12 protein-coding genes are annotated in these 18,001 nt (G+C 36.1%); 5 read left to right on the top strand and 7 right to left on the bottom strand.

The window, feature by feature from the left end:
- Positions 1 to 37: 37 nt before the first annotated feature.
- The 4 genes from EO244_RS10660 to EO244_RS10645 are packed head-to-tail and all read left to right on the top strand — an operon-like array spanning position 38 to position 7,427.
- On the top strand, positions 38 to 3,688 hold the full coding sequence (locus EO244_RS10660; protein ID WP_206734542.1) for a SusC/RagA family TonB-linked outer membrane protein: 3,651 nt from the start codon (positions 38 to 40) through the stop codon (positions 3,686 to 3,688).
- Positions 3,689 to 3,705: 17 nt separating this feature from the next.
- On the top strand, positions 3,706 to 5,253 hold the full coding sequence (locus EO244_RS10655; protein ID WP_129254663.1) for a RagB/SusD family nutrient uptake outer membrane protein: 1,548 nt from the start codon (positions 3,706 to 3,708) through the stop codon (positions 5,251 to 5,253).
- 24 nt (positions 5,254 to 5,277) lie between these two features.
- Positions 5,278 to 6,189: a zinc-binding metallopeptidase gene (locus EO244_RS10650; protein ID WP_129254662.1), complete on the top strand. Its 912-nt coding sequence runs from the start codon at positions 5,278 to 5,280 to the stop codon at positions 6,187 to 6,189.
- Between the two features lie 5 nt (positions 6,190 to 6,194).
- Positions 6,195 to 7,427 (top strand): DUF4302 domain-containing protein, encoded by a 1,233-nt coding sequence (locus EO244_RS10645; protein WP_129254661.1) that lies wholly within the window; start codon positions 6,195 to 6,197, stop codon positions 7,425 to 7,427.
- Between the two features lie 90 nt (positions 7,428 to 7,517).
- On the opposite strand, the gene EO244_RS10640 is transcribed toward EO244_RS10645, so the two are convergent.
- The 4 genes from EO244_RS10640 to EO244_RS10625 form a co-directional block, all read right to left on the bottom strand.
- Positions 7,518 to 8,504 (bottom strand): LuxE/PaaK family acyltransferase, encoded by a 987-nt coding sequence (locus EO244_RS10640; RefSeq protein ID WP_129254660.1) that lies wholly within the window; start codon positions 8,502 to 8,504, stop codon positions 7,518 to 7,520.
- Between the two features lie 232 nt (positions 8,505 to 8,736).
- Complete coding sequence (locus EO244_RS10635) at positions 8,737 to 9,924, bottom strand: phosphoglycerate kinase (RefSeq protein WP_129254659.1); 1,188 nt, start codon at positions 9,922 to 9,924, stop codon at positions 8,737 to 8,739.
- A 180-nt stretch (positions 9,925 to 10,104) separates the two neighbouring features.
- Positions 10,105 to 11,229 carry a DNA alkylation repair protein gene (locus EO244_RS10630; RefSeq protein WP_129254658.1) on the bottom strand — a complete coding sequence of 375 codons (1,125 nt, stop codon included), beginning with the start codon at positions 11,227 to 11,229 and terminating at the stop codon, positions 10,105 to 10,107.
- A gap of 10 nt (positions 11,230 to 11,239) precedes the next feature.
- Positions 11,240 to 12,382: a Fic family protein gene (locus tag EO244_RS10625; protein WP_129254657.1), complete on the bottom strand. Its 1,143-nt coding sequence runs from the start codon at positions 12,380 to 12,382 to the stop codon at positions 11,240 to 11,242.
- 237 nt (positions 12,383 to 12,619) lie between these two features.
- Between EO244_RS10625 and EO244_RS10620 the strand changes: the two genes are divergently transcribed.
- Positions 12,620 to 13,897 carry an OmpP1/FadL family transporter gene (locus EO244_RS10620; protein WP_129254656.1) on the top strand — a complete coding sequence of 426 codons (1,278 nt, stop codon included), beginning with the start codon at positions 12,620 to 12,622 and terminating at the stop codon, positions 13,895 to 13,897.
- A 42-nt stretch (positions 13,898 to 13,939) separates the two neighbouring features.
- Here EO244_RS10620 and EO244_RS10615 read toward each other — a convergent pair whose 3' ends face one another.
- From EO244_RS10615 to EO244_RS10605, 3 genes are all read right to left on the bottom strand, one after another.
- Positions 13,940 to 14,785, bottom strand: a complete 846-nt coding sequence (locus EO244_RS10615) for an HAD family hydrolase (protein ID WP_129254655.1) — start codon at positions 14,783 to 14,785, stop codon at positions 13,940 to 13,942.
- Positions 14,786 to 14,896: 111 nt separating this feature from the next.
- The gene (gene glmS, locus EO244_RS10610) at positions 14,897 to 16,732 is read right to left on the bottom strand and encodes a glutamine--fructose-6-phosphate transaminase (isomerizing) (RefSeq protein WP_129254654.1); all 1,836 of its coding nucleotides are present in this window, start codon (positions 16,730 to 16,732) and stop codon (positions 14,897 to 14,899) included.
- Positions 16,733 to 16,963: 231 nt separating this feature from the next.
- Positions 16,964 to 17,773, bottom strand: a complete 810-nt coding sequence (locus EO244_RS10605; RefSeq protein ID WP_129254653.1) for a glycogen/starch synthase — start codon at positions 17,771 to 17,773, stop codon at positions 16,964 to 16,966.
- Between the last annotated feature and the right edge of the window lie 228 nt (positions 17,774 to 18,001).

Here is an 18,001-nt window from a genome sequence, read left to right as displayed (position 1 = left end):
GCAGAAATGGAATACTAACCAAATCAACTATAAAATTATGGAAAAAAAACGAGAAAAGTCTTTCTGTTTTTCTGGGGTCATCCTCAGAGGGAAACGACTGTTACTCATGCTCTTAATGCTAAGCGTGATTCATGTAAGCTCGATCGCAGCCCCACAACCTGCATTACTAAGAGTCGATTTAAAACAAACTTCTTTAATTGAGATCTTTAACTCAATAAAAAAACAATCAGATTATACCTTTCTGTACAGTGTAGAAGATGTCGAGAATATCGACAACATTTCTATCTCAAACAAAGCTGGAGATATCAAAACAATTCTTGATGAAAGTTTAAAGGGCACAAACCTAGAATACAAAATCAAGGATAATGTTGTTATTATCAAACCTGCTACTAAAACACCAATTAACAACACAAATACAGTACAGGAAGATAAGAAGATCTCTGGTGTTGTTACCGATGAGCAAGGTGAAACTTTACCTGGTGTTTCAGTCGTGATAAAAGGAACCAGTACGGGTGTTTCAACTGATTTCGATGGTAAATACCAAATTACAGTCCCATCAAAAGGTGCAATTTTAGTTTTTTCTTTTGTGGGAATGGATTCAAAAGAAATTAAAATTACAAATCAGACAAAATTGAATATTACTTTAAAATCTTCTTCTGAAAGCCTAAATGAAGTCGTTGTAACAGGTATGATCTCGACTGACAAGCGATTATTTACAGGTGCTAGTGAGAAATTACAAGCTGAAGAAATAAAATTGGCTGGTATACCTGACATAAGTAGAGCTCTTGAAGGTAGATCTGCTGGGGTTTCTGTACAAAATGTTTCAGGAACTTTTGGTGCAGCACCAAAAATCCGTGTTCGTGGTGCAACTTCAATCTATGGTAGTTCAAAACCGTTATGGGTTGTTGATGGTGTTATTTTAGAAGATGTTGTAGAACTGACTTCTGATGCACTTGCTTCAGGAGACGTATCAACTCTAATTAGTTCTGCTATTGCGGGATTAAACTCAGATGATATTGAAAGCTTTGAAGTTTTGAAAGATGGTTCTGCAACTTCAATCTATGGTGCACGAGCAATGGCTGGTGTAATTGTTATTACAACAAAAAAAGGTAAAGCAGGAGTTAGTCGTATTTCATATACTGGTGAATTTACTTCAAGATTAACACCTTCATATAATGATTTCAATATCATGAATTCGCAAGAACAAATGTCTGTTTACGAAGACATGCGTGAAGGTGGATGGCTTAATTATGCTGATGTTGCAAATGCTGCAGAAAGTGGTGTTTATGGAAGAATGTATCAGAGACTTAACCAAACGGATGCTAATGGAAATTTTTTACTAAAAAATACACCAGAAGCTAAAGCAGCATTCTTACGTCAGGCTGAAAATAGAAATACAGACTGGTTTAAAGAATTATTCAATACCAACTTGATGCAAAGTCATTCCGTAAGCATGTCTTCAGGTAATGATAAAGCTTCCTATTATGCATCTGTTAGTGCATTACTTGACCCGGGATGGACTCAAGCGAGTAAAGTAAACCGTTATACAGCTAATTTTAAATCGAATTATAAGATTTTAGATAATCTATCGTTCAACACAATTAGTAATGCTTCTTACAGAAAGCAAAAAGCTCCGGGAACTTTATCACAAGATGTTGATGCTGTAACAGGTAAAGTAAAAAGAGACTTTGATATCAATCCTTACTCTTTTGCATTAAACTCTTCAAGAACTTTAGATCCCGATGCATCTTATACTCGTAATTATGCACCTTTTAATATCAAAAAAGAATTGGGTGAAAATTATATCGATTTAAATATTGTTGATATAAAATTCCAAACAGAATTAAAGTGGAAAGTGACACCTAAAGTTGAATTAAGTGCATTAGGTGCGATCAAATATCAATCAACTTCTCAAGAGCATAATATTACCGAATTTTCAAATCAGGCTGAAGCCTATCGAGCAATGCCGAACTCAACTATTCGTGATAGAAACTCATTCTTGTATACCGATCCTGATGACCCTTATGCACTGCCTGTAAGCATTTTACCACAAGGAGGTATTTATAAACGTACAGATTATAGTATGCTGGGTTATGACTTCAGAACAACAGCCTCATACAAAGACGTATACAACGATGTTCATATCTTAAACTTATATGGTGGTATGGAGATCAACTCTTCTGACCGTAAGAAAACAAACAATACAGGTTGGGGTATGCAATACTCTATGGGTGAGATTCCGTTTTATGACTACCAGCTATTTAAAAAAGGTATTGAAAACAATAATCTGTATTATGGTATGGAAAATACCCGATACCGCAATATGGCTTTCTTCGGAAACGCAACTTATTCATATAAACACAGATATACTATCAACGGTACATTGCGTTATGAAGGATCGAACAAATTAGGAAAGTCAAAAAGCGCGCGCTGGTTACCAACCTGGAATATTTCAGGAGCCTGGAATGCTCATGAGGAGAATTTCTTTCAACAATTTAAACCTGCTCTATCAAACTTTACATTAAAAGGATCGTATAGTTTGACAGCTGATAGAGGACCTAGTAATGTTACCAATTCATTGGTTGATATTAGAAGTAAAACGCCTTGGAGACCAACCGCAGGTGTTAAAGAAAGTGCTCTGGAAATTGCATCTCTGGAAAACAGTGAACTAACTTATGAGAAAAAACATGAAATTAATGTTGGTGCAGAAATTGGCTTCTTAAACAACCGAATCAATACAACAGTAGACTGGTATACTCGTGATAATTTCGATCTTATTGGAATTGTTAAAACACAAGGTCTTGGTGGTGAAGGAACCAAGTATGGTAACGTTGCATCAATGGAATCTCACGGTTTTGAGTTCTCGGTTTCAACCAAAAATATCACAACCCGAGATTTCTCATGGGTGACGAACTTTGTTTATTCAAAGGCTAAAAATAAAGTCACAGAGCTTAACACCTTTTCAAGAGTTATGGATCTGGTTTCCGGTTCTGGTTTTGCTAAAGAAGGGTACAACGTTCGTTCAATCTTCTCAATTCCTTTTAAAGGACTAAATAATGAAGGTTTGCCAACATTCTTGAATCAGGATGGTGATATTACTGTTAGCGATATCTATTTTCAGGAAAGAGATAAACTTGATTTCTTGGAGTACTCTGGTTCTACAGATCCTACTGATGTTGGTAGCTTAAGTAATGTTTTCACCTATAAAGGACTAACTCTAAATGTCTTTATGACCTATGCCTTTGGTAATGTTGTGCGTTTAGATCCTGTATTTAACAGTTCTTATTCTGATCTTGCTGCACTACCTCGTGAATTTAAAAATCGTTGGATAAAACCAGGTGATGAAGCCTATACCAACATTCCAACTATTGCAACTGTTAGACAGGAAAGAAATATTGGCGCTTCAGATCTTGCGACTGCATATAATGCCTACAACTATTCTTCGGCTCGTATTGCAAAAGGTGATTTTATTCGAATGAAACAGATTTCATTGGCATATGAATTTCCTAAAACTATTACTGGAAAATTAGGCGTCAACAATCTATCTGTTAAATTACAAGCAACCAACTTGTTTTTATTATACTCTGATGATAAACTGAATGGACAGGATCCGGAATTCTTCAACTCGGGAGGTGTAGCCGCACCAGTACCTAAACAGTTTACATTTACATTGAAGTTAGGTTTATAAAAGCAAAAAAATACAACATGAAAAAAATAAATATAATACTTATAGCCTTACTAGGCATATTTGCTGCTTCGTGTGACTCATATCTCGACGAAACGCCAGATAACCGTGCGGAGGTTGATAGCCAAACAAAAATTAGAAAGCTATTAGTTTCAGCCTATACTGAGGGAAACCATGCATTCGTTACCGAATTAGCATCAGACAACATCGATGATACAGGAAGTACGAATCCATATTCTGATCGTTTTTCCGAGCAACTTGCCAACTGGGTAGATTTGACCGAATCAGATAACGAAGACACCCAAAATATATGGGAAGGTGCTTACACTGCAATTGCTCATTCAAATGAAGCCTTGGCAGCAATTGAAGAACTAGGAGATGAAAATCTATTACCTGAAAAAGGTGAAGCTTTAATAACACGTGCCTATTCACATTTTATATTGGTCAACGTTTTTTGTAAGCATTACAATGCTCAGACGAGTGCAACGGATCTGGGAATCACATACATGACAAAATCAGAAACAACTCTTGATCCAAAGTATGAGAGAGGCAATGTAAAAGATGTTTACGAAAAAATTAATGCTGATATTGAAGCAGCATTACCTTTGATTAGTGATGATATTTATGAAGTTGGATCATATCACTTTACTAAAAAAGCGGCTTATGCCTTTGCAGCTCGTTTCAACTTGTATTACGAAAAATGGCAAAAAGCAAAAGATTATGCTTCTGTAGTGCTGACAGAAAATCCATCTTCTCAATTGAGAGATTGGTCAAGACTAGGTGCGTTACCTAGAGATCCTGATGTTGTTACGAAAGCCTATATTAATGATCCTGCCAATTTATTAGCTCTAACTTCAAATTCGAATATGGGGGTAAATTTTGGAGCATTTTATACGGGATCTCGTTTTAACCATTCGAGAAAAATTGCTGACGAGCAAACCTTACTTGCTCCTGCACCTTGGGGAACCATTGGAACAGCTGATTACCGTTTCCGTCTATTCATTTATTCCGGTAATAATTTAGATAAGAGTTTGTTTTACAAGATTCCATATCTTTTTGAAATAACAGATCCTGTTGCACAAATTGGTTATAGCAGAACTGTAATGATACCTTTCACAACAGATGAAACCCTATTGGTTCGTGCAGAAGCTGAAACCATGTTAGACGAATCAGATCTGGCATTGGCAGATCTAAACCTGTGGAGTAAGAATTTCTTTAAAGACAAAGAAGCAACCTTAGATCAGGTAAATACCTTATACAATGATATGCCTTATTCAAGTGAAGCGCTTGTAACTCAAAAAAAGAAATTGAGTCCTAAATTTACAATCACTCCGGGGATTCAGGAAAATCTAATTCATTATGTACTACAATGTCGTAGAATTCTAACCATGCACGAAGGTTTGCGTTGGTTCGATATCAAACGTTATGGAATTGAAGTTCCTCGTTTTCAGATTCAAGCCGACGAAACTGTAGTCGTTCTGGATATATTAAAAACAGATGATTTGCGTAAAGCAATCCAATTACCTCAGGATGTTAGAAGTGCAGGATTGGAAGCTAACCCTCGTTAAATCTTAAATTAAAAAACACGAATTATGAATAAAATAAAATATTGGCTTTTAGCTACAGCAATGGTATTTGCTTTTGGGGCTTGCTCCGAAGACGATGAGCCAAATCCGAATGTCACTGTAATCAATATGGATAATGGTGAACAAAATGATTTCGATAAATATTTAGAAAAAACATTTGTTGACACTTACAATATCAACTTTATTTACAAGTGGGAAGATGTTGAATCGGATATGCAATATGCCTTAGTACCTGCTAAGGTTGAGAACTCTATTAAAATGGCTAACCTAATCAAGTACCTATGTTTAGATGCTTATGAGGAAGTTGCTCCTGAAGGATTCTTAAAGAAGTATTTTCCTAAAATGTTTATGATGGTAGGATCTGGTGGTTACAGAAATAACGGAACTATGGTATTGGGAACTGCGGAAGGTGGACTAAAAATCACGCTTTACCTAATCAATGAGCTTGATGTTACTGATGTTCAGAGATTATACTCACACTATTTCCGTACGATTTTCCATGAGTTCTCTCATATTTTACATCAAACCAAAGATTATACAACTGATTTTGATAAAATTTCTGCAACAGACTATGTAGGTGGTTCATGGAATGATGCATGGAAAGATGAAGGCGATGAAACAATTAAGCAGGATGAGAGATGGTCTAAAGGTTTTATTAGTGACTATGCCAGTAAAGAAACAAACGAAGATTTTGTTGAGCTGATTGCCCACTATATTACCAATACTCCTGAGTCATGGGAAGCAAAACTTGTGACTGCCGGGGATACAGGGAGACCAATTCTTGAGCAAAAAATAACTATTGTAAAGTCTTACATGAAAGATGTTTGGAAAATCGACATGGATGCTTTACGTGCTGCAATTCAAACTCGTGCAGAAAAGTTAGATGAACAAGATCTTGATAATATTTCTATAAACTAAGAACTATGAAAAAACATATTTATATAGTGCTGTTTGGTTTGTTATTAAGTATGGGTGTTGTTTCGTGTGACAACAACACAGATTTACTTTTTGACGAAACAGCTGCACAACGAAAAGAAAGTGCTAACAAAGCTTATGATGATGCACTTAAGTCTTCTGAACAAGGCTGGTTGTTTCAATATTATCCTGAGGAAACTCAGAAATATGGAGGATATAACTTTGTTGTAAAGTTTGCCGAAGATAATCAGGTTACAGTTTGGTCTGAGAATATGGCCGATTTTACACAACCTGAAACATCAACCTATAACATCATTTCGTATGGTGGACCAGTCTTAACCTTTGATACTTACAATTCGATAATGCATGAATTTGCAACACCTTCAGCAGATGAATATCTTGCAAAAGGGGGTGACTTTGAATTCCTAATCATGTCGAATGAAAACGATGTGATGACCGTAAAAGGTATTAAAACAGGCAACGAACTGATCTTAACTAAAATGACAGAAAGTCCTGAAGTTTATTTAGAAAAAATAAATGCCATTTCGAAGCTTTTTAAAGGATCATCATTAGAATCGACTATCAACGACATAGATATGACTATGGGGCTAAATGATCATCGATTAACATTTAACTTTACCGAAAATGAAGAAGTCAAATCCGTAAAAGCTGCATTTATTGTAACACCTACAGGTATCAGCTTCTATGAGCCTATAACAATCTTAGGAATTACCGTTAATAGCCTTACTGCAAATCTTGAAACAAATCAATTAATTTCTGAAGATGGCAAAATTGTTATCGATATTATTCAAGCACCTATTGATTTGACTGCAAATATTTGGTCAATTGAAACTTCTGTAGAAACAGATCGTTCTGAAGCTGTCAAAAATGCTTGGGACGCTGCTAATTCTGCAAACGCATTTCCATATCCACTAGGGACTAGAATGTTCCTTGGAAAAAGTACTTTAGCTGGTGAAGCACCAAGTTTATCACTTACCATTGCTCCATACTGGGTGCAATATAACCTTAGTTTTGGAGGAGTTAAGGGACAACCTAATTATGTTAGTATTAACAAATTACAAGGAGGTGTCAACTGGAGTTTTGTGCCTTTCTTTGATCCATTGGTTGATTTTATTGTAGGTAATGCACCTTACAGTGTTGAAATAGATAACAAAGATAACCCTACTCAAGTGAAAATGACTAGTGCCGCAAATCCTGAAGTTTGGTTTATTCTTAGATAATAAAACCTAAATTATTTTTAAGTTAGTAGTTAATTAAAAAAAGGAGCTTACTGTAGTTTGTAAGCTCCTTTATTTATATCAATATTTTTACTATTCACTCACCAACAAGTTACATCCCCTGATATCAGAGTTGTCGAATCGGCCAAGGATTTCAAATTTGCCATCAGCATGAATCTTACCTAAATCTTGTGTTTCGATAAAAGAACAGGAATAAAGATTGGCCAAATCGATGACGTTGACACCACCACTTCTCCCCGTTCTTTCATAAGAAAAAGGATCGTAAGCATCACGAATCAGAATTTTCATCCAGGCTGGAGTTTTAAACAGACTATCGCCTTTACTGTAGCCTTGCGATAAGAGTTCGGTCATTCCATATTCTGAATGAATTTTTTTTACTCCCAGGCGAGAGGTGAAAATAGCATGCAATTCTTCACGGGTCATTTCCTTTCGGCGACCTTTCATCCCTCCTGTTTCCATCACAATAACCTCTCCTAAATCGAGCTGGTGATTTTCGGCAAGTTCAAGCAGTGCAAAGCTGACCCCCAACAATAACACTTTCTGATTTTGAGATTTTAATTCATTGAGATTTGCAATCAATTCCTCGTGATTATTCAAATAGAATCCTGATTTCGGATGGCCACTATCTTTAATCAACTTCTCCATCATATAAATGAGAGAGGAGCCTTCGCGCTCAAGATAAGAGGGCAACAAAGCCAGAATACAATATTCATTCACCGGGCCGTAGAAAGCTTCAAATCCTTTGGTAAAACTATCTTCATAGATACCCAAATCCGGCACATAATGTCTTGATGTCAGATTTCCTGTTGTGCCGCTACTGGTAAAAATAGCTTTCGCTTCTTCCTGAGAAGAAACCACTTTATGCGATTTGAAAAATTCGATTGGTAAAAAAGGAATTTTATGTATCGCATCGATTTTAGACACATCAACATTCAGTAATTTTATATACTCGGCATAAACCGGGTTATTCGTTGCCTGAAATTGAAAAACTTCAAATGCAATTTGTCTAAATTCTTCTTCGGACTGTATGTTGAATATTCTGTGCTTCAAATCTGTCATATCAAATCTCAATCTAATTTTGAAAAATTAACTTCCAAGAGCATTTAATTTACACAAAACACGCTCAGGAAAAAATCATCAATACAAAGATACTTGATTCTTTAATGATAATGAATCAAGTATTAGATCATAAAAAAACCACGAATCCACAAATTATATAATCTGTGAATTCATGGTTATTTCTTAAGAATCCGACTTGAAAATAATCTCAAATCATAATTCAAAATCTATATTATCCTCTAATAGCTTTTACGCCTGGCAATTCTTTACCTTCGATGTACTCTAAAAGTGCACCACCACCAGTTGATACGTAGCTTACTTTATCAGCTAAACCATATTTATTGATTGCAGCAACAGAATCACCACCACCAATCAATGAGAAAGCACCTTTTTCAGTAGCTGTTACAATCGCATCAGCAATCGCTTTAGTTCCTTTAGCAAAAGTATCCATTTCGAAAACCCCTACAGGACCATTCCAAAGAATTGTCTTCGATTCTTCGATCACTTTTTTGAAGCTTTCGATGGTTGCTTCGGCAACATCCAATCCCATCCATCCTTCAGGAATTGCATTCACATCACAAGATTTTGTGTTGGCATCGTTCGAGAAAGCATCAGCAATTAAAGCGTCAGTTGCCAAGTGAAGTTTCACGTTGTTCTCTTCTGCTTTTTTCAAAATTTCTCTTGCCATTTCCAACTTATCATCTTCAACCAATGAATCACCAATCGTTCCACCTACAGCTTTCACAAAAGTGTAAGTCATTCCACCACCGATAATCAAGTTATCAACTTGTGACATTAAGGTCTGAATAATTTCAATTTTAGATGATACTTTAGCACCACCCATAATTGCAGTTAATGGACGCTTTGTATCTTTCAATACCTTATCAACACTTGATAATTCATTTTCCATTACATATCCGAACATTTTAGCTTCAGGGAAGAATTTAGCAATAACTGCTGTAGACGCGTGTGCACGGTGAGCTGTACCAAATGCATCATTGATCCAAAAATCAGCCAAATCAGCTAATTTCTTAGCAAAGGCCTCATCTCCTTTTTTCTCCTCATCGTAAAAACGAAGGTTTTCCAATAAAAGCACTTCACCTGGCTTTAATTCTGCAGCCATAGTTCTTGCACTTTCACCAATACAATCATCAGCAAATTTTACCTCAACACCAATCGATTTTGACAAGTGAGCAACAATATGCTTTAATGAAAACTTCTCATCTTTTCCCTTTGGACGACCAAGGTGAGACATCAAAATAGCTGAACCATTTCCCTCTAATACTTTCTTGATAGTAGGCAGTGCGGCACGAATACGAGTATCATCAGTAATTTCGAATTGCTCGTTCAAAGGCACATTAAAGTCTACACGAATAATAGCCTTCTTATCTGAAAAATTGTATGAATCAATAGTTTGCATGATATAATTATATTTAGTTTTTTTTCTGCAAAACAAAGTTACATTAATATCTTTTCTGCAACAAAGAATGCTTGATATATAAACTCAAAAACCTATAAATAAAGAGAATAGATCAGGATTATGTATCGTACTGAAACGATTGCATAAAGTTCTCTAATTTAGAATTTTAGTCCTAAAACGTCATTTTTTCAATTGAAATTCCCGCATGCCATATCTTTTTCCATTCACCTGAATTTCTATTTCATGTAAACCCTCATAATATTTGCGAGTGGTAATAGCCTTAAAGGATAATTTCTTTTTTAAAATCAGAGTTCCTTTTGCCGGCATTTTTTTCTTTGAAAGTTTAAAAACCTTGGGTGCTGTTTTGCCATTCGCTTTCATATAGTGGATAACAAAATCAATCATTAAATTCTGTTCTTCTTTGGCTTTTGATACGATTTGGAAAACAAACTCTATTTCTTCCCCCATCTTACATTCGGCTTTGTTCAGCATGAAATTCTCCACTGAGATTTTCACATCCGCTGGGTAGCCCAATAAGTCCAAAACTTCAGGCAAACCCTGTTTTAATAAGGTGCGTGAAGCATGAGTAATGATCCATTGCGTTCCTTTATTATTGATGGATTGCCAATTTTTTAACCTTTTTACAACCAATTGCGGATGATCTTTTGCGATATCGTTCAAATTATTAGCAACCGATCGGCGTACATACAAATCCGGATCTTCTTTTAGCTCTTCGAGTAGTTCTAAAACGGGACTCGGATCAACAATAAACTCTCTAAGTACAGAAGACCAGGGCAATCTTGGTCTTGTGCCTTCCGACACCAATCGTCTAACATGCACATTCTCATCCGCAGACCATTTATAAAAGTATTCAAAACTTTGTTTGGGATATTTACGAATAAAAGACCGAATAGCATCTTCTGAAGTAAAACGCTTGGTGATTTCGACTAAAGCCTTCATAGAGGTTTCAAAGTCGCCCTCATCCAAACCATAGATCGATACATAGCGAGCTATAGGCATATAATAAAACCCATCAAAACCAGTCGTCTCCAACTTTTCAACTGTTTGATTAAAGGACGATAATAGAATATCTATTGCTTTTTTATACTCAGAAGGAAGGTGGGTATAAAGAGCTTCACAAATAAGATGAGATCGTTCGGATAAACTCAAATCGACTAAATTTGGAACAATCTGATTTTGAAATGAAACTTCATCAAAACTAGGCCAAACAGCTTTTAAGTTTTGCCCCATGTTTGCAACTAGCTGCGGATTGAACACATCCTTAAACAAAAAACCTTCTTCCATAATTTTCTACTTACATTTCAAAAATGGCCAAATACTCCCACAAATAAAAGACTCTGTTTCGTCTGGCTCCGGCCATTTCTTTAATAAATCCTGCTTCCTCAAGTTCTTTCACCAATTGGTTTGATGACTGAAAACTCAAATTCATTTCTTCTTTTATTTCATTGACCGAAAGATAAGGTTTTGAGTAGAATATCTGTAAAAGTTGCTTTGCAGAAGGGTGTCTTTTTTTACCTAATTTTGTTTCAATTCTTTCCTGATAACTAGTTTTAAGCGCTTGCAAGTCTTCAAGCCTTTCAATACAATACGAAGCGGTTTCACTCATTCCTGTAATAAAAAAACGTATCCATTGCTCCACATCATTTTTCGATCGGATTAAATTTAATCGGTGGTAATATTCCAATCTATTCTTTTCGAAAAAAGCTGAAAGACAAAAAATAGGCTTTTCGATAAACTTCAAGCTTAATAATTCCAACAGAATCAATGTTCGGGCGGTACGACCATTTCCATCAAGGAAAGGAAGTATGGTTTCAAACTGACAAAGTGATATAGCCATTTTTATAAGGTAGGGAAGTTCAAGATCTTCGTTACGCCAAAACCACTTTGCATCATTAATTAGTCTTTTCAGTTCTTGCTTGCTCGGTGGGGTGTAGTTAGCCCCCTCAGATTCCTGATACTTATTGTCCTTGGCATTGAATTTTATTCTCAACTTACCAGCCGTTTCCTCTTCTCTAGGCAAATCAGCGTAAAGCATACGGTGCGTTTCCTTTATCATATGAAGACTCAAAGGAAATTTTTCCAGTTCATTTACTGCCCAGTCAATCGAATTGATATAATTCCTTACTTGTTTATGAGCAATCAAACTCCGATACCCCTTTGATGCTGAAGGTAGAAAAGCCTGAGTTATATTCGAGCGAATTCCTTCCATCATATTCGAAGCCGTCACCTCAATCGCAGTAAACATAGGAAGATGCGTGTCAATATCTTTAAAATATTTGCAATAAGCATTCAATTCACCAAGACGGTGCATGCAGGATTCCAGCATGATATTAATCTGCTTATCCTGCCATTCGAATGAACGATTAATCAAAAACGAGGATGTGCTTTTATAGCCTTCGCGATAGGTTTGATTAATAAAATTCCCCTTGCTTTTCATATTAAGTTTAACGTTCGTAAAATTGAATAAAATCTCCTTGTTGAAGTAAAAATATAAATAATTTAATAAGATTTCAGCATCCGATTTAATACAAATTTATTTCTTTAAAATTATGATCGACTGTAAACATCATAAAATCAAGGCTTCTATAAAACAAGCATCCACTAAATCTCCCCAGTATTCTTTCGAAAATTAGATTAAGTCTATATTGGATGCGAAAATTTTAATAATAAAATCATGTTAAGAAAAATTTATTTAGCAATAGCTCTTATTGCTGTCACTTATAGCGTAAAAGCGGAAGGTTATGCCGTTAATGTTCAAGGTGCCAAACAAACCGGGATGGGACACGTAGGTGTTGCCATCAACTGGGATGCCAGTAGTATGCAATTTAACCCTGGGGCACTTGCAACTCTGAATGCAAAATACTCCCTATCAATGGGGGGTAGTTTAGTTTGGTCGAACACAGAATACACTAACTTATCGAGTTCTGCTTTAAACACAGAAACTGACAACCCGGTATCAACGCCTTTCTATCTTTATGGATCTGCTAAATTGACGGATAAATTAGCAGTTGGTTTGGCTGTTTATACTCCGTTTGGTAGCTCTAATGTTTGGGGTGATAATTGGGCAGGAAAATATCTAATTCAGGATATTTCGATGAAATCGATTTACATTCAGCCAACCGTATCATATCAGTTAAATGAATGGCTTTCTGTTGGTGCTGGTTTAAACATCGTTTATGGTGAATTTGAATTGAATAAAGCATTTCCTATTATGAACCCTGCTGATGGGTCATATATTACAGATGGTAGTGCTCAACTGAGTGGTAATACCATCAAATATGGTTATAACTTGGGTATCTTCTTACAACCTACTGAAAAGCTTAACATTGGTATTTCTTACCGTTCAAAAGTTGATATTGAACTAGATGATAGCGAAGGTGAAGGTAAATTTTCTTTCCCTTCAACCGTACCGCCTGCTTTAGTTGCCGGATATAATGCGATGGGAGTAAAAGACGGAAGTTTCACTGCAACCTTACCTCTACCTGCAAGTTTAAATGTTGGTCTGGCTTATCAAATTGATGAGAAATGGTTAGTGTCAGCCGATGTAAATTTCGTTGAATGGTCAGTATATAAGAAACTTGAATTCGTTTCAAAAGATGCAGCAGCTCTAAATTCTTTAAATAAACGTGAGTGGGATAACTCCATGACTTACCGTATTGGTGCTCAGTATTCAGCAAATGAAAAACTCGACTTACGTGCGGGTTTCTATTACGACGAAACACCTACTAACGATAAATATTATGCTCCTGAGACTCCAGGTGCAAACAAAATTGGAATCACAGGAGGTTTCTCTTACCTACTGAATGAGAAGTTCAGTATTGATGCTGCTTTCATCTATTCAAAAGGTGAAAAAAGAGAAGCTTATGATACAAATACAAAATCACAAAATTTTGGCGGAGAATATCAAAACACCGCTTTTATTCCAAGTATCGGTATTACTTACAACTTCTAGAAAGTTTAATACTTCAAAAAAGCTGCCTTCGGGTGGCTTTTTTTATGCTTTCAATTTTAGGTTCGATTTCAAAATCCGGTCAACTGCATACGAGAATCCACTTTCATCAGCGGCTTTCGATACTTCATATTTTTCTTTCAGCTCCTTAGGGGCATTAGACACAACAAAGGGGTATTTTCCCCATTCCAATAGGTCCAAATCGTTATAATCATTCCCAATCACCATAGATAATCCGGGATCAATATCCAGATAAGTGCACAACCACTCGGCTCCGTACGCTTTAGATATATGCAGAGGAAAAATTTCCATCCAAATGGATTCATGATCCAAAGGGGAGGTTGCTCTGATAATCTTTACCTTATCAAATTTAGCTTTCAATTGATTGAAACCATTAACACAGTTGGATAAAATCACCAACAATTGACAGGCATCCCTTCTGGTATCATCTGAATGACCAATAGGGCTGGCAAAAGGCTTATACAAACTTAAGCGCCTGTCGAAATCAGGATTCGTTTTTCCCGATCGGTAATAAGCAAATTGATGGTTTTTGGGGATTGGATCCAGAATCATGAAATCGTTCTCTAAGCTCATCAATTCCAATGAAATTTCATGTACAAGCTCTGAGTCCAGTTTTTGAGAAAAGATCAATTGCTTCGTTTTCCAATCATAAATACCGGCACCCGATGCAAAAATTAAATAATCAATCGGAAAATCATCTGGCAGGACTGAAAGCACAGAATAAAGATTTCGCCCGGTAGCGATGACTCTGACGATTTTCTCATCCCGAAGTTTCTTTAGAGTTTGAAGATCACAATCACTGACCTCAGCCTGAGCTGGCAAAAGTGTCCCATCCAAGTCACTAATTACAATTTTAATCTTTGAGGTCATATTCAAACTTAATTTAGAGATCAAAACCCAAGATAAAGAAAATGTTTGGCTCAAAAATAAAAAAAGCGACACTTTTCAGTATCGCTTTAAATATATCTGTATCGTACACTGTTATTCTACAGTAACTGATTTTGCCAGATTTCGTGGTTGATCAACATTACATCCTCTCAATACTGCGATGTAATAAGAAATCAACTGGAATGGAATCACTGTCAATAGTGGAGCAAGAGCTTCAAGCGTTTCCGGAATTTCAATCACATGATCAGCCATACCTTTAATCACAGTATCACCCTCAGTAACAATGGCAATAACATGTCCTTTACGAGCCTTAACTTCTTGAATATTACTTACAATTTTCTCATAAGACTTATCCTTAGTTGCTGCTACAAAAACTGGCATTTGTTCATCAATCAGAGCAATAGGACCATGTTTCATCTCTGCAGCAGGATATCCCTCAGCATGAATGTAAGAAATCTCTTTCAACTTAAGTGCACCTTCCAATGCAACCGGGAAAAGATAACCTCGTCCAAGATATAAAGCATTGGTCGAATCAACATATTTTGCTGATAATTCCTTGATTGCCTCACTCTTATCCAAAATAGATTTGATCTTTTCTGGTAAACAAGCCAGTTCATCAATATGCTTCTCGTATTCCTCTTTTGACAGGGTCCCTTTTCTGTAACCTACCAACATAGCCATCATCGTCAAAACAGTTACCTGAGCAGTAAATGCCTTTGTTGAAGCTACACCAATTTCAGGCCCTGCATGAGTATAAACTCCGGCATCGGTATTTCTAGGAATACTTGAACCAACAACATTACAAATACCTAAAACTGTAGCTCCTGCTTCTTTAGCAAGATTGATTGCCGCTAAGGTATCAGCTGTTTCACCACTTTGGCTAATAGCCAAAACGATATCATCATTATAAATAACCGGATTTCTGTAACGAAATTCCGAAGCGTATTCAACTTCAACCGGAACTCTGGCAAATTCTTCGAACAAGTATTCACCAACCATTCCTGCATGCCATGAAGTCCCGCAGCCAATTATTAGAATTCGACGCGCCTCAACCAACTTAGGAATAACTTCATTTATTCCACCCAGGAAAAGTTCCTTTGATGCTGGAACAACACGTCCACGGAAAGTATCTTTAATTGATTGAGTTTGTTCGAAAATTTCCTTTAACATGAAATGCTCGTAACCGTTTTTCTCAATCTGCTCAATATCCAAATCCAATTCCTGAATATGTGGCGTCAACTTATCGTTGTGAATTGTTTTAAGTGTTAACTCATCACGGCTAATAATAGCAACATCATCGTCATTTAAATAAATAACGCTTTGCGTATACTCAATAATAGGTGTCGCATCCGAAGCTAAAAAATATTCGCCTTTACCAACACCAATTACAAGTGGACTCCCCTTTCGAGCAGCAACTAATTGATCCGGTTCATCTTCGCAAATAACAACCAGACCATAAGCACCAACCACCTTTGAAAGAGCCAAACGCACAGCCATCTCAGCTGTTACATTCCCTTTAAGGTAAATGTACTCAATCAGATTGGCCAATACCTCAGTATCTGTCTCACTGGAAAATTTGTAACCTCTGCGTATTAATTTCTCTCTTAAAGACGAATAATTCTCAATGATCCCATTATGAATGATCACAAACTTATTATTCATCGAACGGTGGGGATGAGCATTTTCATCATTAGGTTCTCCATGAGTCGCCCAACGTGTATGCCCGATCCCAATATGTCCCGAGATATCCAAACCTTCTACATGATTCTCAAGATCCTGAACTTTACCTTTACATTTAAAAACACGAGTTTCATCAGTTCTTAAAGCAATTCCTGCAGAATCGTAACCTCTGTATTCAAGTCTTTTTAATCCATTTATTAGAATAGGATAGGCATCCCTTTTTCCAATATATCCAACTATTCCACACATAGTATAAATATCTATTTAAGGTTCCATTTTTAGGACTAAAGTCCCTATTTCTTTTATCAATCAATCTGAAATAAAAAGGAAATAAATGTCCTTAATATCAGTAAATAATCATAATTTCCTTCAAATATACGCGAAGGATTCAATACTAACAAACAAATTTTAGCCTAAAAAAAATGGTGAGTTTAAAACAATCGTTTTAAACTCACCAATTATATTTTTTTAACGGATTAACTATTCGCTAACCAAACTGTCATACAAATCTGAGTAGGCTTGAACATACTCTTCTCCGTTTTTATATTCCATGAAAGTTTTGCCTGACGCCTTAGCATATGCAAGCAAATCCTCATTAATTGAAGGACTTCCCATAATAACAGCATCAGACCAATCAATAGCTAACTTATTTATCGCTAGATAATCAGCATTTTCAAGAATCTTAACATCCTCAGCTTTAACCCCCTCAATCAGTGATTTTTCAGCAAAATCGCTACTAAATGTAGTTGGAAATTCATCATCATACATTGAGAAAACAACCTTAGTGTCGGTAAATAACGGATCTTCGTTAAATGCTTTCTTTAAATATAAAGGTAGAAGTCCGGTAAACCATCCCTGACAGTGAACCACATCAGGTGCCCAACGTAATTTCTTAACTGTTTCCAAAACCCCACGAGCAAAGAAAATAGCTCTTTCATCGTTGTCAGCAAAAGCCTGCCCATCATCCTCTAACAAAACTTTCTTGCGGTGAAAATAATCATCATTATCAATGAAATAAACCTGCATTCTTGCAGCCTGAATTGACGCGACTTTAATTATCAATGGGTGATCCGTATCATCAATTATAAGGTTCATACCCGATAAACGAATAACTTCATGTAGCTGATTTCGTCTTTCGTTGATACAACCGTATCGTGGCATGAATGTTCTGATTTCTTTTCCTTTCTCTTGGATTCCTTGTGGCAAATATCTACCCACTTTAGACATCTCAGATTCAGGGAGGTAAGGCATTATTTCTTGTGATACAAACAGTACTTTTGTCTTTTCCATGTGATCGCTAATATTGTAATACAGATTATCCGTGCAAAATTAAGAAAATAATTTGTAATACTTCTACTTAAGCCGATCTAAAACAGCTAGTGTACAATTAAATGACCACATAATGAACTTCGTATTTATTAATTTTATTTATTTGCACTTTCATTCGTACAGGATTTTCAAACGATCTGTTAAGAAACTTATTGTATGACTATCTAATAATAAGACTAATAAACCAAC

The sequence above is a fragment of the Ancylomarina salipaludis genome (genome assembly GCF_004122035.1).
In the GTDB taxonomy this organism is placed as follows: Bacteria; Bacteroidota; Bacteroidia; order Bacteroidales; family Marinifilaceae; genus Ancylomarina; species Ancylomarina salipaludis.
Note: the sequence above shows the minus strand (reverse complement) of the source record. Positions and strands in the feature narration are given on the sequence as shown.

Excerpts from the sequence above, each read along its gene's own strand:
- EO244_RS10660 (WP_206734542.1), top strand. The coding sequence starts at position 38 with ATGGAAAAAAAACGAGAAAAGTCTTTCTGTTTTTCTGGGGTCATCCTC.
- EO244_RS10655 (WP_129254663.1), top strand. The coding sequence starts at position 3,706 with ATGAAAAAAATAAATATAATACTTATAGCCTTACTAGGCATATTTGCT.
- EO244_RS10650 (WP_129254662.1), top strand. The coding sequence starts at position 5,278 with ATGAATAAAATAAAATATTGGCTTTTAGCTACAGCAATGGTATTTGCT.
- EO244_RS10645 (WP_129254661.1), top strand. The coding sequence starts at position 6,195 with ATGAAAAAACATATTTATATAGTGCTGTTTGGTTTGTTATTAAGTATG.
- EO244_RS10640 (WP_129254660.1), bottom strand. The coding sequence starts at position 8,504 with ATGACAGATTTGAAGCACAGAATATTCAACATACAGTCCGAAGAAGAA.
- EO244_RS10635 (WP_129254659.1), bottom strand. The coding sequence starts at position 9,924 with ATGCAAACTATTGATTCATACAATTTTTCAGATAAGAAGGCTATTATT.
- EO244_RS10630 (WP_129254658.1), bottom strand. The coding sequence starts at position 11,229 with ATGGAAGAAGGTTTTTTGTTTAAGGATGTGTTCAATCCGCAGCTAGTT.
- EO244_RS10625 (WP_129254657.1), bottom strand. The coding sequence starts at position 12,382 with ATGAAAAGCAAGGGGAATTTTATTAATCAAACCTATCGCGAAGGCTAT.
- EO244_RS10620 (WP_129254656.1), top strand. The coding sequence starts at position 12,620 with ATGTTAAGAAAAATTTATTTAGCAATAGCTCTTATTGCTGTCACTTAT.
- EO244_RS10615 (WP_129254655.1), bottom strand. The coding sequence starts at position 14,785 with ATGACCTCAAAGATTAAAATTGTAATTAGTGACTTGGATGGGACACTT.
- glmS (WP_129254654.1), bottom strand. The coding sequence starts at position 16,732 with ATGTGTGGAATAGTTGGATATATTGGAAAAAGGGATGCCTATCCTATT.
- EO244_RS10605 (WP_129254653.1), bottom strand. The coding sequence starts at position 17,773 with ATGGAAAAGACAAAAGTACTGTTTGTATCACAAGAAATAATGCCTTAC.